12 protein-coding genes are annotated in these 13958 nt (G+C 56.9%); 8 read left to right on the top strand and 4 right to left on the bottom strand.

Annotated elements, in window-relative coordinates:
- Window positions 1–990, bottom strand: a complete 990-nt coding sequence (locus tag L8H52_RS18440) for a hypothetical protein (RefSeq protein ID WP_242208254.1) — start codon at window positions 988–990, stop codon at window positions 1–3.
- Window positions 991–1181: 191 nt separating this feature from the next.
- Between L8H52_RS18440 and L8H52_RS18435 the strand changes: the two genes are divergently transcribed.
- On the top strand, window positions 1182–2276 hold the full coding sequence (locus tag L8H52_RS18435) for an HNH endonuclease signature motif containing protein (protein ID WP_242208255.1): 1095 nt from the start codon (window positions 1182–1184) through the stop codon (window positions 2274–2276).
- 133 nt (window positions 2277–2409) lie between these two features.
- Here L8H52_RS18435 and L8H52_RS18430 read toward each other — a convergent pair whose 3' ends face one another.
- The 3 genes from L8H52_RS18430 to L8H52_RS18420 form a co-directional block, all read right to left on the bottom strand.
- Window positions 2410–2946: a Bro-N domain-containing protein gene (locus L8H52_RS18430; protein ID WP_242208256.1), complete on the bottom strand. Its 537-nt coding sequence runs from the start codon at window positions 2944–2946 to the stop codon at window positions 2410–2412.
- A 348-nt stretch (window positions 2947–3294) separates the two neighbouring features.
- A complete protein-coding gene (locus tag L8H52_RS18425; RefSeq protein WP_008084848.1) occupies window positions 3295–4545 on the bottom strand; it encodes a ribonucleotide-diphosphate reductase subunit beta in 1251 nt (416 codons plus the stop codon).
- Between the two features lie 542 nt (window positions 4546–5087).
- Window positions 5088–5348: a DUF2790 domain-containing protein gene (locus L8H52_RS18420; protein WP_242208257.1), complete on the bottom strand. Its 261-nt coding sequence runs from the start codon at window positions 5346–5348 to the stop codon at window positions 5088–5090.
- A gap of 463 nt (window positions 5349–5811) precedes the next feature.
- Between L8H52_RS18420 and acs the strand changes: the two genes are divergently transcribed.
- From acs to L8H52_RS18385, 7 genes are all read left to right on the top strand, one after another.
- Window positions 5812–7767, top strand: a complete 1956-nt coding sequence (gene acs / locus L8H52_RS18415) for an acetate--CoA ligase (RefSeq protein WP_242208258.1) — start codon at window positions 5812–5814, stop codon at window positions 7765–7767.
- 762 nt (window positions 7768–8529) lie between these two features.
- On the top strand, window positions 8530–9303 hold the full coding sequence (locus tag L8H52_RS18410; RefSeq protein ID WP_242208259.1) for an ABC transporter substrate-binding protein: 774 nt from the start codon (window positions 8530–8532) through the stop codon (window positions 9301–9303).
- A gap of 91 nt (window positions 9304–9394) precedes the next feature.
- On the top strand, window positions 9395–10084 hold the full coding sequence (locus tag L8H52_RS18405; protein ID WP_007912702.1) for an ABC transporter permease: 690 nt from the start codon (window positions 9395–9397) through the stop codon (window positions 10082–10084).
- Window positions 10081–10779: an ABC transporter permease gene (locus tag L8H52_RS18400; RefSeq protein WP_007912703.1), complete on the top strand. Its 699-nt coding sequence runs from the start codon at window positions 10081–10083 to the stop codon at window positions 10777–10779. The genes L8H52_RS18405 and L8H52_RS18400 overlap by 4 nt, the downstream gene beginning before the upstream one ends.
- Window position 10780: 1 nt before the next feature.
- Window positions 10781–11893, top strand: coding sequence for a M14 family metallopeptidase (locus L8H52_RS18395; RefSeq protein ID WP_242208260.1), 1113 nt, complete (start codon window positions 10781–10783; stop codon window positions 11891–11893).
- A gap of 27 nt (window positions 11894–11920) precedes the next feature.
- On the top strand, window positions 11921–12685 hold the full coding sequence (locus L8H52_RS18390) for an ATP-binding cassette domain-containing protein (protein ID WP_003227281.1): 765 nt from the start codon (window positions 11921–11923) through the stop codon (window positions 12683–12685).
- 244 nt (window positions 12686–12929) lie between these two features.
- Window positions 12930–13922, top strand: coding sequence for a GlxA family transcriptional regulator (locus tag L8H52_RS18385; protein ID WP_242208261.1), 993 nt, complete (start codon window positions 12930–12932; stop codon window positions 13920–13922).
- Window positions 13923–13958: the final 36 nt, after the last annotated feature.

The following is a 13958-nucleotide window of genomic DNA, read 5'->3' as shown; positions in this document are numbered from 1 at the left end:
TCACTCCAGCCCCGGCGCTTCGCGAATAATGAAGTGATCCAGATTCTCGATATTGGCATTGAAGACCTCGAAAGGCTTTTCGGGGTTCTTCTTGCCAGGCACCTGCTTCAACTCCGGCGTCACCCCATAGAAGAAACAGAACAACGCCTTGTCGCTGTCCACCGCGTGCTTGATCTCCTCCAGAAACGCCTTGCGCTTGCGGTAGTTGTCGATCAGCTTCTTGTTCAGATAAACACTGACCGGATACGGCTTCTTCTTGCTGTCCTCGGGCTTCTTGAACCAGACCTTGTCCTCGAAATCGATGCGAAAACTGGCGCCGCTGTGGAAGTCCTCGATCTTCTTGATCCGCCCCCAGTAAATCAGCCCCTTGTTGTCCGTCAGATACTCGATCTTCTTGAAGAACGAACTGTACGGCGCCGAATGCTCGCCGACCTTCAACGGCATGCGCTTGAGCAACTCCTTGTCCGCGAAGTTGGAAACAAAACACTCCACCGGATGCGCAAACACACTGGTCTTGTCCGGCGCCGACTCACGCCCCGCCGACTCTTTACCACTATCCGCCGCCGCCCGCACCGGTTCATCGCGCAACACATCCGCCGCCCCCGCTGGCGCGACAGGCTTGCGCACATACTCACGCCGGGTCAGCAACAACTCTGATGGGAAGTGCTCCTCACGCCCGTCATCCACCTCGCCATCCGCCGTCTCAACGCCAGACGCTGAAGCCTTCAAACTCACATACGGACAACCCGCCACATGCTGCGTAGTGGGCAGATTCTTGAAATGCGGCGTGCGCACGTAATTCACGTTCTTGGCGTTGAACGTACCCAACTCGTTGGAAGCCTCGAACGCCGAACGACAGGCATCGTTGGGGCACTGGAAGTGTTCCTTCGCAGAGTCGAACGCCACCGTCTCATCGAAATTGAGATCGCGAACATCATAGATCGACAACTTGTCGTCGAGGCTGAGGCAGTAGGCGAGATCGAATTTCATGGTGGGGCTCGGATCCTTGAGGAGAAGATGGCGTGTTAAGACGAGTAAACGAGTTAGGGGGAGCACGCCGATATTAAAGGCAACGCATAGAAATAGTGGCTCTTTGCTCTGTCATGTATTGAAACCCTTTTGGAGTTTGGCGACTATAGGAATTTTCCTACAGCCATTGACTACAAAGGGCGGCACTCGTGGTGATCAAAGCGGTCTCGAAGGAACGAATAGGCAGCGCGATGCTGGAGTTTGATCACAAATTTCGGAGTAGGCCTGAGTGGAAAGGCTGGGAAAAAAACCAATCGCATCGTTATGCCATTAACGCGGGCGGGGTCCTGTATCCAGCGAAGAAAATTGTCTCTTTGGCGACTGGCATTGCGGCAGGCGATTTTTCGGGTGGGCATCCGACCAACAGTTACCTTAAGAAGCGAGGCTTCACTATTGTGGAGTTACCTCGTGAAGAAGGTGAGCTTGTGTTGCAGTTCACGCCGGGGGCTGTTTACGATCGAAAAACTGAAATTAATGGTGCGTTCGGCGGTAGTCGGCAAAGTGGCATTGCAGCGTCAGCTATCTATCCAGTGATTTTTTTGTTCACTGGCGATAGCGGTGAACAATACGGTTATGCAGATCGTTGGGACGACGGCGCCTACCTTTACACGGGTGAAGGACAGCGAGGTGCGATGACTTTGACTCGTGGCAACCGCGCCATTGCTGAACATGCCGTGGATGGCCGAGCACTGCATTTGTTCAAGTCACTCGGCAAAGGTAAAGGCTGCGCTTATGTGGGTGAGTTTTCTTGTGCTGATATGTTCACGCGAACTCAACCGGATGTAACTGGCCGGGATCGTGCGGCTATTGTTTTTCGACTAGTCCCGGTCGGTATTTCTGGCGGAACGATTGAAGTTGGTGACGAGGACGAGGATAAGGCTGACCTTCCCGAGTCTCTGGCTGCTGCGCGGCTGATCGCGCTGGCTGCGTGTAAGCTTGCCAGTGATGGAGTCGGGCAATCCGCCCCGCGTAAGATTTATCAGCGTAGCCGGAAGGTCTCGTTTTACGTATTGATGCGTGCTCAGGGAATATGTGAAAGCTGTGAGATGCCAGCTCCGTTCTTGAAGAAAGATGGCACCCCTTATTTAGAACCGCATCATGTGAATAGGCTCTCCGATGGTGGTTTAGACCACCCACGGTATGTGGCAGCTGTATGTCCAAGTTGTCATCGGGAAATTCACTCTGGGGTGCATGGCGCATTGGTGAATCAGAGATTGAAGCTTCGGTTGGAAGCAATTGAAGGTTGAGTATTCCATTCACGGTTGTTCTTTTTCGCACCCATACGATCGCCGAGGGTGCAATCCCTCGGTCGATATTGGATGGCTGTCATGAACTTCTTGTGAAGAGTCGTGGGGGCTTGCAAGTGCTCCTATTAACACGTCACCTAGCCATATAGCGCCTCGAAGATTGGAGTGCCTGAGCAACTCGTCGCCACCAAGGTCGAATCGTAGTTGCTCTCCGCTGCGGCTGATCATTTAACAGGTGAGGCATATCCCGCAGCCGAATCCAGCCCTCATCTTGCCAATGCAGCAAACTCAAAGACATCTCCGGCCAATCCAACAAACTCAACATTGGCCGATTTGAATCTCCTGAATCCTGCGCATCGCGCAAGGTTGGCACGACCTCGTTGGTCAACCACTCACGCAACAACCGATTCCCCGGAACGTAGTGATAGACCAACAGCGCGTACACCCCAGACTCACTGAGCATCAGATGCTGTTCTGGTTCTCGAAAGTACTTAATCCACATGACCCGGCGTTGATCGCTATCTAGCTTGTTGACCACCCGATCATTGAGGTGGAAGCCCATCAAACGGCCAACATCCCGGGCGGAGAACCAGGGCTGGTTTTCTAGTAGAAGGGCATGTAGAGAAAGGTTGTGGCGAGAGAAAACAGTTGCCGAGCATGGATGAGACATATCTATGACCTCTACGTTATGGATTTTGGGAGGGCCTGACCCCAACGTAGAGCGGACTTAAGAAATCCCAACGAGCAGAGCAGTTGCCACCGACGAATTACACGTCTGTGTCACTGACCAAGCTTTCTACGTTGGGCGTTTCTTAGGCACCTGCGATAGAGCTTAGTAGTGCTCGCAGCACGCTTCAATGGGAAGCGACTGTAAGTGCTGTAGGAGATTGAACGCTGTGACGTAGGCGTAAAAGGGCTCACCAATCGCCCATAAAAAAGCCCCGATCAGATCGGGGCTTTTTGCTTTCTCGACTCGCCGACTCAGGCAGCAATCGTCAAATCGTGCCGAGCGAGACTATTAGTCCCAGCTCAACGCACCACCAGTTTGGTATTCAATCACGCGAGTCTCAAAGAAATTCTTCTCTTTCTTCAAGTCCATAATCTCGCTCATCCAAGGGAACGGATTCGTAGTCCCCGGATACTCTTCCTTCAAACCAATCTGGCTCAAACGACGGTTAGCGATGAACTTCAGATAATCCTCCATCATCGCCGCGTTCATACCCAACACCCCACGAGGCATGGTGTCACGCGCGTATTCGATCTCCAACTGCGTACCCTGCAGAATCATCTGGGTCGCTTCTTCTTTCATCTCGGCATCCCACAGGTGTGGGTTTTCGATTTTGATCTGGTTGATCACGTCGATGCCGAAGTTCAGGTGCATGGATTCGTCGCGCAGGATGTATTGGAACTGCTCGGCGACGCCGGTCATTTTGTTGCGGCGGCCCATGGAGAGGATTTGGGTGAAGCCGCAGTAGAAGAAGATGCCTTCCAGAACGCAGTAGTAGGCGATCAGGTTGCGCAGCAACTCTTTGTCGGTGTCCGGGGTGCCGGTTTCGAACTTCGGATCGGAGATCGAGCGGGTGTACTTCAGGCCCCAGGCGGCTTTTTTAGCGACCGATGGGATCTCGTGGTACATGTTGAAGATCTCGCCTTCATCCATTGCCAGCGATTCGATGCAGTACTGGTAGGCGTGGGTGTGGATCGCTTCTTCGAAAGCCTGACGCAGGATGTACTGGCGGCATTCCGGGTTGGTGATCAGGCGGTACACGGCCAGGACCAGGTTGTTGGCAACCAGGGAGTCGGCGGTGGAGAAGAAGCCGAGGTTGCGCATGACGATGCGGCGCTCGTCGTCGGTCAGGCCTTCCGGGTCTTTCCAGAGGGCGATGTCGGCGGTCATGTTGACTTCTTGCGGCATCCAGTGGTTTGCGCAACCGTCCAGATACTTCTGCCAGGCCCAGTCGTACTTGAATGGCACGAGTTGGTTGAGGTCGGCGCGGCAGTTGATCATGCGCTTTTCGTCAACGGCGACACGGGCGGAGGCGCCTTCGAGTTCGGCGAGGCCTTCGGCGACGTCGAGGGAGTTCAGTGCAGCCTTGGCGCGGGCGACAGCGGCCGAATCGTCGGCGGTCACGGCGCGGGCTTCGATCGCGGCGGCACCGCCAGCGTTGTCGAGGCGGTCCATGTTGGCTTCAGTAGCGTGGCCGGCGTTGGCGCCTTTCACGGTTGCTACTTCACTGTCTTCTTTGTCGAATTCGTCCCAGCTCAGCATGACGTGTCGTCTCCTGCGTGAGGGCCTGTGCCCGTGTGAAACCTGATTGGTTGGTTTTTCACACGGTCGTACAGACCGCGTTGGATGTCGTTTTTTGCAGCGATGCACGCAGGCAAATAAACAGAAATTTTGACGGGTTCCGAGAGCCTCTGATGGGCGCAATCAGCGTTGAACGCTGCTGCGGGGCTTCAGAATGGCTTTTGCTCCCTGTAAGGGAATATTGCTGACCCGTATGGGGCGGCATTATAGGGAAAAAAACACGGCTGTGCTGAGGCGAATCCGCGCATGGAGCGGTCGGGGAGGGTGGTTTTTCGACGAGAGTGAGGGTTTACAGGGCTTTGCCGGGGATAGATTTTTTTTCGTAAAAATCTCGCCATTGTGAATTTGCTCAAAAAACGAACAAAAAAATGGGTTTTTCACTACATCTAGTGTTTTGCAAGCATTTCTGACGGTTTCAAACACAACTGAGCCCGACCGAAGTCGGGCTGGAATCGACCCTCAATGAAGCGCTGAGAGATCCAATTCGGTGCAGTCTCGAATCATCAATTAGTGCAGCCGTTGCCCATCACGCTGTAACGCAGGATGTGGCGCTGACCTTTGGAGTCGTCGTACTCCATTTTTGCCGGTACTACTTCGCAGACGTTGGGAATTTCACTCATCGATACAACGTTGGCGATGTCCAGGTGAGTGGAGTAAGTGTATTCCTCGATCACCGGTTGTTGCTGTGCGACATCAGTCGGGACCTCGTCTGCCATGGCGGCTGCGCACAGACTGCTGAGGGCCAGAACCAATAAAGCTTTCATTTCAAATTTACCTTTTTGAGGTCGAGTGGGGTCACGCAACCTTTATGGGTTGCGTGTGTAACTTCATCGTTTGCAGTTATTACTTGAGAGCTGGATTAACGGCCTTCGTGGGGGCTGTAACGTTGTTAATCGCGTTTGCCTTGTCGGCGAGGTGGATTTTAGGGAGGTAGGGCGGGGGTAAACAGAGCGGGTTTTGATAAACACCTTTGGCGGATTTGGTAACAATCCCTTGAGATGGGGATTGATAACCGGGTGTTTTGTCTGTGGGACCGAGTTGTCTGATTCGCTTGCAGGCAAGCTCCCACAGGGTTCGGGGGTGTTTTGGAGGTTGGTGTCTAGCAAGTAAACGGGGTAGGTGGAGGATTTGTAGGGGCTTGTTACTACCATCGTCGAATGGTTCTATGGCCCCCGCCCCGTTACAACAGGGTCATACAAAAACAACTATTACACCGAGGTAGGAAAGATGAGTGCGGCTTCTCTGTATCCCGTTCGTCCCGAGGTTCTGGCTAACACGCTGACTGACGAGGCGACCTACAAAGCCATGTACCAGCAGTCGGTCGTCAACCCTGACGGCTTCTGGCGCGAGCAAGCTCAGCGTCTCGACTGGATCAAACCTTTCACCACGGTGAAACAGACGTCGTTCGACGATCACCATGTCGACATCAAGTGGTTTGCCGACGGCACCCTCAACGTTTCCTACAACTGCCTCGACCGTCATCTGGCCGAGCGCGGCGATCAAGTCGCGATCATCTGGGAGGGCGACGATCCTTCCGAAAGCCGCAACATCACTTACCGCGAACTGCACGAGCAAGTGTGCAAACTCGCCAACGCCCTGCGTGGTCAGGACGTACACCGCGGCGACGTGGTGACCATTTATATGCCGATGATTCCCGAAGCCGTGGTCGCCATGCTGGCCTGCACCCGGATCGGCGCGATTCACTCGGTGGTGTTCGGCGGTTTCTCGCCGGAAGCCCTGGCCGGTCGCATCATCGACTGCAAATCGAAAGTGGTGATCACCGCTGACGAGGGTATTCGTGCCGGCAAGAAAATTTCCCTCAAGGCCAACGTCGACGACGCACTGACCAACCCGGAAACCAGCAGCATCCAGAAAGTCATCGTCTGCAAGCGCACCGGTGGCGACATCAAGTGGAACCAGCATCGCGACATCTGGTACGAAGACCTGATGAAAGTGGCGGGCACCGTCTGCGCGCCGAAAGAGATGGGCGCCGAAGAAGCGCTGTTCATCCTTTATACCTCAGGCTCCACCGGCAAGCCGAAGGGCGTGCAGCACACCACTGGCGGGTATCTGCTGTACGCGGCGATGACCCACGAGCGCGTGTTCGACTACCGTCCGGGCGAGGTTTACTGGTGCACCGCCGACGTCGGCTGGGTCACCGGCCACAGCTACATCGTCTACGGCCCGCTGGCCAATGGCGCGACCACGCTGCTGTTCGAAGGCGTGCCGAACTACCCGGACATCACCCGGGTGGCGAAAATCGTCGACAAGCACAAGGTCAACATCCTCTACACCGCACCGACCGCAATCCGCGCAATGATGGCGTCGGGTCAGGCCGCCGTTGAAGGCGCGGATGGCAGCAGCCTGCGTCTGCTCGGTTCGGTCGGCGAGCCGATCAACCCGGAAGCCTGGGACTGGTACTACAAGAATGTCGGCAAGTCGCGTTGCCCGATCGTCGATACCTGGTGGCAGACCGAGACTGGCGGCAACATGATGAGCCCGTTGCCGGGTGCGCACGCGCTGAAACCGGGTTCGGCGGCACGTCCGTTCTTTGGTGTGGTGCCGGCGCTGGTCGACAACCTCGGTAACATCATCGAGGGCGAGGCTGAAGGCAATCTGGTGATTCTCGATTCCTGGCCAGGTCAGGCGCGCACGCTGTACGGCGATCACGATCGTTTCGTTGATACCTACTTCAAGACCTTCCGTGGCATGTATTTCACCGGTGACGGCGCGCGCCGTGACGCCGATGGTTACTACTGGATCACCGGGCGTGTCGATGACGTGCTCAACGTGTCCGGTCACCGTATGGGTACGGCGGAGATCGAGAGCGCGATGGTTGCGCATCCGAAAGTCGCTGAAGCGGCGGTGGTGGGTGTGCCGCATGACATCAAGGGGCAGGGCATTTATGTCTATGTCACGTTGACGAATGGCGAGGAGCCGACCGAGCAATTGCGTCTGGAGCTGAAAAACTGGGTGCGTAAAGAGATCGGGCCGATTGCTTCGCCGGACGTGATCCAGTGGGCACCGGGGCTGCCGAAGACGCGTTCGGGCAAGATCATGCGCCGCATTCTGCGCAAGATTGCCACGGCGGAATATGACGGGTTGGGGGATATCTCGACGCTGGCAGATCCGGGTGTGGTGCAGCATTTGATTGATACGCACAAGACCATGAATGTTGCTTAAGTAGCAGGTCTGAAAAGGAAGCCCTGTCCGGTGTATGCCGGGCGGGGCTTTTTTGTGTCTGGAGGTTTTGTGGTGTTTAGGCTGGCCTCTTCGCGAGCAGGCTCGCTCCCACAGTTTGACCGAGTCCTTCAGACAAAATGCAGATTGATCGTTCCCACGCTCTGCGTGGGAATGCAGCAAGGGACGCTCTGCGTCCCAGAAGCCGACGCAGAGCGTCGAGGGAGGCATTCCCACGCGGAGCGTGGGAACGATCAGCCTCTCAACCAATAATTATCGATCTCCCCCGTAAGACATTTCCCGCTGTTACCTCACGTCTTCCACGTAACCGAATGTGTAACCGTCCGCCCCGCGACGGGGCAAAGAGAAACGCATCTCCCCGTTTTAGAGCCTCGAAACCCCCGGTGAAAAATAAGACACAACGCTGCGCTTGCCGGATTAGAAGGGTTTGCGAATAATAGGCCCGCAATTTGCAACATGGATCGGTTCACTGTCTTTCGCTCCTGCATGAAATTGCAGGGCTGTCAATGTGCCAAAGTCGCTTTCTCTGTGCATCTGTAATTAGTTGTCGCATTGAGGAAATATCGGCTTCCGGCCTGTCGTTAGAATGCCGATCACTCGCTCATCGTGGCTGACGTTGAAATCTCTGACGGTTTCAATGGGAAATTTCCTACCGATGTAGCAACCGATTTCCCGATTCACCCATTCGCATATTGGGCTGTCGCTCACTCTGCCGTTTTTGCCCTTTACCGATGGAGTCCCGAGATGAAGAAACTTGTGCTGCTTGGCGCCCTGGCACTGTCCGTGCTGTCGCTGAATGCCTTCGCTGACGAAAAACCTCTGAAGATCGGTATCGAAGCGGCTTACCCTCCGTTCGCTTCGAAAGCGCCGGATGGCAGCATCGTTGGTTTCGACTACGACATCGGCAACGCTCTGTGCGAGCAGATGCAGGTCAAGTGCGTGTGGGTCGAGCAAGAGTTCGACGGTCTGATCCCGGCACTGAAAGTGCGCAAGATCGACGCGATCCTGTCGTCGATGTCGATCACTGAAGATCGCAAGAAGTCGGTCGACTTCACCAACAAGTACTACAACACCCCGGCCCGTCTGGTGATGAAGGCCGGCACTCAGGTCAGCGAAAACCTGGCTGAGCTGAAGGGCAAAAACATCGGCGTACAACGTGGTTCGATCCACGAGCGTTTCGCCCGCGAAGTTCTCGCGCCACTGGGTGCCGAGATCAAGCCGTACGGCTCGCAGAACGAAATCTACCTCGACGTGGCCGCTGGTCGTCTCGACGGTACCGTGGCTGACGCCACCCTGCTGCAAGATGGCTTCCTCAACACCGACGCAGGCAAGGGCTTCGCCTTCGCAGGCCCGGCGTTCACCGACGTCAAATACTTCGGCGACGGCGTAGGTATCGCAGTCCGTAAGGGCGATGCCCTGAAAGACAAGATCAACGCAGCCATCGCGGCCATCCGCGAAAATGGCAAATACAAGGCAATCCAGGACAAGTACTTCGCCTTCGATATCTACGGCAAGTAACACGTCTCTGCGACAAGTCCGAAATGGCGCAAGCAACAGGATCTCTGCGGTTTGCGCCATTTTTTCATCCCAACTTTCGAGGACCTGAATCATGTTGAAAGGCTACGGGGCTGTCATCCTCGATGGCGCATGGCTGACGCTTCAGCTCGCCTTGTCGTCCATGGCTCTGGCCATCGTTCTCGGGCTGATCGGTGTCGCGTTGCGCCTGTCGCCGGTGCGCTGGCTGGCCTGGCTGGGCGATCTGTATTCCACGGTGATCCGCGGGATTCCCGATCTGGTGCTGATCCTGCTGATCTTTTACGGCGGTCAGGACTTGCTCAACCGCGTCGCACCGATGCTCGGCTATGACGACTACATCGATCTGAATCCATTGGCCGCCGGTATCGGCACCCTCGGTTTCATCTTCGGTGCGTACCTGTCGGAAACCTTCCGTGGCGCGTTCATGGCGATCCCAAAAGGTCAGGCCGAAGCCGGCATGGCGTACGGCATGAGCAGTTTTCAGGTGTTCTTCCGGGTGATGGTGCCGCAGATGATTCGTCTGGCGATTCCGGGCTTCACCAACAACTGGCTGGTACTCACCAAGGCGACCGCACTGATTTCCGTGGTCGGTCTGCAAGACATGATGTTCAAGGCCAAGCAGGCGGCAGATGCCACTCGCGAGCCTTTCACCTTCTTCCTCGCAGTGGCGGCGATGTACCTGGTCATCACCAGTGTTTCGTTGCTGATCCTGCGTCAACTTGAGAAGCGCTACTCGGTAGGCGTAAGGGCGGCTGATCTATGATCTTCGACTACAACGTCATTTGGGAGGCCATGCCGCTGTACCTCGGCGGCCTGCTGACCACCCTCAAACTGCTCGCGCTGTCGCTGTTTTTCGGTCTGCTCGCGGCCCTGCCGCTGGGGCTGATGCGCGTTTCGAAGAACCCGGTCGTCAACGGCGCCGCGTGGCTTTACACCTACGTGATCCGTGGCACGCCGATGCTGGTTCAGCTGTTCCTGATCTACTACGGTCTGGCGCAGTTCGAAGCGGTTCGCGAAAGCTTCTTGTGGCCGTGGCTGTCCAGTGCAACGTTCTGTGCGTGCCTGGCCTTTGCGGTCAACACCAGCGCCTATACCGCTGAAATCATCGCCGGCAGCCTCAAGGCCACGCCGAACGGTGAGATCGAAGCGGCCAAGGCCATGGGCATGTCGCGCTTCAAACTGTACAAACGCATTCTGCTGCCATCGGCCCTGCGCCGGGCACTGCCGCAGTACAGCAACGAAGTGATCATGATGCTACAGACCACCAGTCTGGCCTCCATCGTGACTTTGATCGATATCACTGGCGCGGCGCGTACGGTCAACGCGCAGTTCTATCTGCCGTTCGAGGCGTACATCACCGCTGGCGTGTTCTACCTGTGCCTGACGTTCATTCTGGTCAAACTGTTCAAACTGGCCGAGCGTCGCTGGTTGAGCTACCTGGCCCCGCGGAAGCACTGATATGGAACGCATCGACCACGTATTGCCGTGGAGCCACCTGGGCAGCGAGCGCAAGATTGCCGTGTTCCGCTTCGGCCACGGCGAGCGCAAGGCCTACATTCAGGCCAGCCTGCACGCTGATGAATTGCCGGGCATGCGCACCGCTTGGGAGCTGAAAAAGCGCCTCGGCGAACTCGAAGCCAAAGGTTTGCTCAACGGTGTCATCGAGCTGGTACCGGTCGCTAACCCGTTGGGCCTCGGGCAATTGCTGCAAGGCAATCACCAGGGCCGTTTCGAGGCGGGCAGCGGCAAGAATTTCAACCGTGATTTCGTTGAGCTGAGCGCGCCGGTTGCGGCCGCTTTGGCTGACAGTCTCGGTGATGATCCGCACGCCAATGTGCGCCTGATCCGTCAGGCCATGGCCGATCACCTGGCGGCATTGCCGGAGGCGAGCAGCCAGTTGCAAGGCATGCAGCGTGTGTTGCTCGGCCACGCCTGCACCGCTGATGTGGTGCTCGATCTGCACTGCGATGCCGAAGCTGCGCTGCACATGTATGCGTTGCCGCAGCACTGGCCGCAGTGGCGTTCGCTGGCAGCGCACCTGAATGTGAAGGTCGGATTGCTGGCGGAAGATTCCGGTGGCAGCTCGTTTGATGAAGCCTGTTCGCTGCCGTGGTTGCGTCTGTCGCGGCAGTTCCCCGATGCGCAGATTCCGCTGGCGTGTCTGGCGACGACAATCGAATTGGGCGGTCAGGCCGACACCGGTCGCGCTGAAGCTGAAGCGTATGCTGAAGGCATTCTCGCGTTCCTCGCCGAGCAAGGTTTGCTCACCGGCGAGTGGCCGAACCCGGCGCATGACGCGTGCGAAGGCATGCCGTTCGAAGGCACCGAGTTGCTGTTCGCGCCGCATCCGGGCGTGGTGAGTTTTCTGCGCAAACCCGGCGAATGGGTCGAGGCGGGCGACGAGATTTTTGAAGTGATTGATCCTCTGTCCGATCGGGTCAGCACGGTGTGTGCTGGTACCTCCGGGGTGCTGTTTGCCATTGAACGGCTGCGTTATGCCCAACCCGGTTTCTGGCTGGCCAAGGTGGCGGGGCGCGAAGCGCTGCGTCACGGGCGCTTGCTCAACGACTGACTGACTGTTTTTGTGAGAACCGACCGCATGTACAAACTTGAAGTCCAAGACCTGCATAAACGCTATGGCAGTCACGAAGTGCTCAAGGGCGTGTCCCTGAAAGCGGCAGCCGGCGATGTGATCAGCATCATCGGCTCCAGTGGCTCCGGCAAAAGTACTTTCCTGCGCTGCATCAACCTGCTCGAGCAGCCGCACGCGGGCAAGATTCTGCTCAACAACGAAGAGCTGAAACTGGTGGCGAACAAGGACGGCGCGCTGAAAGCCGCTGATCCGAAACAGCTGCAACGCATGCGTTCGCGCCTGTCGATGGTGTTCCAGCATTTCAACCTGTGGTCGCACATGACTGCGCTGGAAAACATCATGGAAGCGCCGGTGCATGTACTCGGCGTGTCCAAGGCTGAAGCCCGCGAGAAAGCCGAGCACTACCTGAACAAGGTCGGCGTGGCCCATCGTAAAGATGCGTTCCCGGGGCACATGTCCGGTGGCGAGCAGCAGCGTGTGGCGATCGCCCGTGCGCTGGCGATGGAGCCTGAAGTGATGCTGTTCGACGAACCGACGTCGGCGCTCGACCCGGAACTGGTGGGCGACGTGCTGAAGGTGATGCAAGCGCTGGCTCAGGAAGGTCGCACCATGGTTGTGGTGACACACGAAATGGGTTTCGCCCGTGAAGTGTCGAACCAGTTGGTGTTCCTGCACAAAGGCGTTGTTGAAGAAAGCGGCAACCCGCGTGAAGTGCTGGTTAATCCGCAATCTGAACGTTTGCAACAATTCCTCTCGGGCAGCCTCAAGTAATCGCTGCCGTTATGCACCAGATTAGGTCATGCTTCGCGACCTAGAGACTGACCGAAATCCCTGTGGGAGCGAGCCTGCTCGCGAAAGCGGTTGTTCAGATAGCAACGATGTTGACTGATACACCGCTTTCGCGAGCAGGCTCGCTCCCACAATGGATCTCTTGCAGTTTCAAGATTTGTGTTCATTTTCGGGCTAGCATTGGCCCTTGCCTTCATCACTGTTCTTCGTTTCGGATTGCCCGCCCATGACTGCCCATCGAATTGGTTTCCTGATTTGGCCCAGCACTAAAGCGTTGACGCTGGCGCTGGCGGAGGAAGCCTTGCGTGTTGCTCAGCGTGTGCACCCGGACGTGGTTTACGAATTGTCGTTCCTGCAGGCCGAAGCCGTTACAGGAACCGGGGCCGAAGGCGCCTGGCAATTGCCCGGTGAGGCCTGGACCGGCAAGCTCGAAAACTTCCAGAAACTGTTCCTGCTCGCTGACGAGCCGCCGACCACGTTGGCCCCGGCCCTCAGCAGCGGGCTCAAGCAACTGGTGCGTGCCGGTACGGTCATCGGCGGTTTGTCCGCAGGTGTTTATCCGTTGGCGCAACTCGGTTTGCTCGACGGTTATCGCGCGGCGGTGCACTGGCGCTGGCAGGACGATTTCGCTGAACGCTTCCCGAAAGTCATCGCCACCAGTCATCTGTTCGATTGGGATCGCGATCGCTTGACCGCGTGTGGCGGCATGTCCGTTCTTGATCTGTTGCTGGCGGTACTGGCTCGCGATCACGGTGCGGAACTGGCCGGTGCAGTTTCGGAAGAGCTGGTGGTCGAACGCATCCGCGAAGGCGGCGAGCGTCAACGCATCCCGTTGCAGAACCGTCTCGGCTCCAGCCATCCGAAGCTCACCCAAGCGGTGTTGCTGATGGAAGCCAACATCGAAGAGCCGCTGACCACTGACGAAATCGCCCAGCACGTCTGCGTGTCGCGTCGTCAGTTGGAACGGATCTTCAAGCAATACCTCAACCGTGTGCCGAGCCAGTACTACCTGGAACTGCGCCTGAACAAGGCCCGGCAGATGTTGATGCAAACCAGCAAGTCGATCATCCAGATCGGCTTGTCGTGTGGCTTCTCCTCGGGGCCGCATTTCTCCAGCGCCTATCGCAACTTCTTCGGTGCCACGCCGCGGGAAGATCGCAACCAGCGGCGCAGCAGCAGTCCGTTCGAATTGTCGTCAGTGCCGCCCGAGCGCGGCTGAGTACCGGTTAGCTGACGCTAACCAGTGGTCACGTGC

Source organism: Pseudomonas sp. CROZ-RG-20F-R04-15 (assembly GCF_022662375.1).
Classification (GTDB): Bacteria; Pseudomonadota; Gammaproteobacteria; order Pseudomonadales; family Pseudomonadaceae; genus Aquipseudomonas.
This window is presented reverse-complemented; position numbering and strand designations above follow the sequence as displayed.

Excerpts from the sequence above, each read along its gene's own strand:
- L8H52_RS18395 (WP_242208260.1), top strand. The coding sequence starts at position 10,781 with ATGGAACGCATCGACCACGTATTGCCGTGGAGCCACCTGGGCAGCGAG.
- L8H52_RS18420 (WP_242208257.1), bottom strand. The coding sequence starts at position 5,348 with ATGAAAGCTTTATTGGTTCTGGCCCTCAGCAGTCTGTGCGCAGCCGCC.
- L8H52_RS18425 (WP_008084848.1), bottom strand. The coding sequence starts at position 4,545 with ATGCTGAGCTGGGACGAATTCGACAAAGAAGACAGTGAAGTAGCAACC.
- L8H52_RS18410 (WP_242208259.1), top strand. The coding sequence starts at position 8,530 with ATGAAGAAACTTGTGCTGCTTGGCGCCCTGGCACTGTCCGTGCTGTCG.
- L8H52_RS18430 (WP_242208256.1), bottom strand. The coding sequence starts at position 2,946 with ATGTCTCATCCATGCTCGGCAACTGTTTTCTCTCGCCACAACCTTTCT.
- L8H52_RS18390 (WP_003227281.1), top strand. The coding sequence starts at position 11,921 with ATGTACAAACTTGAAGTCCAAGACCTGCATAAACGCTATGGCAGTCAC.
- L8H52_RS18385 (WP_242208261.1), top strand. The coding sequence starts at position 12,930 with ATGACTGCCCATCGAATTGGTTTCCTGATTTGGCCCAGCACTAAAGCG.
- acs (WP_242208258.1), top strand. The coding sequence starts at position 5,812 with ATGAGTGCGGCTTCTCTGTATCCCGTTCGTCCCGAGGTTCTGGCTAAC.
- L8H52_RS18400 (WP_007912703.1), top strand. The coding sequence starts at position 10,081 with ATGATCTTCGACTACAACGTCATTTGGGAGGCCATGCCGCTGTACCTC.
- L8H52_RS18405 (WP_007912702.1), top strand. The coding sequence starts at position 9,395 with ATGTTGAAAGGCTACGGGGCTGTCATCCTCGATGGCGCATGGCTGACG.
- L8H52_RS18440 (WP_242208254.1), bottom strand. The coding sequence starts at position 990 with ATGAAATTCGATCTCGCCTACTGCCTCAGCCTCGACGACAAGTTGTCG.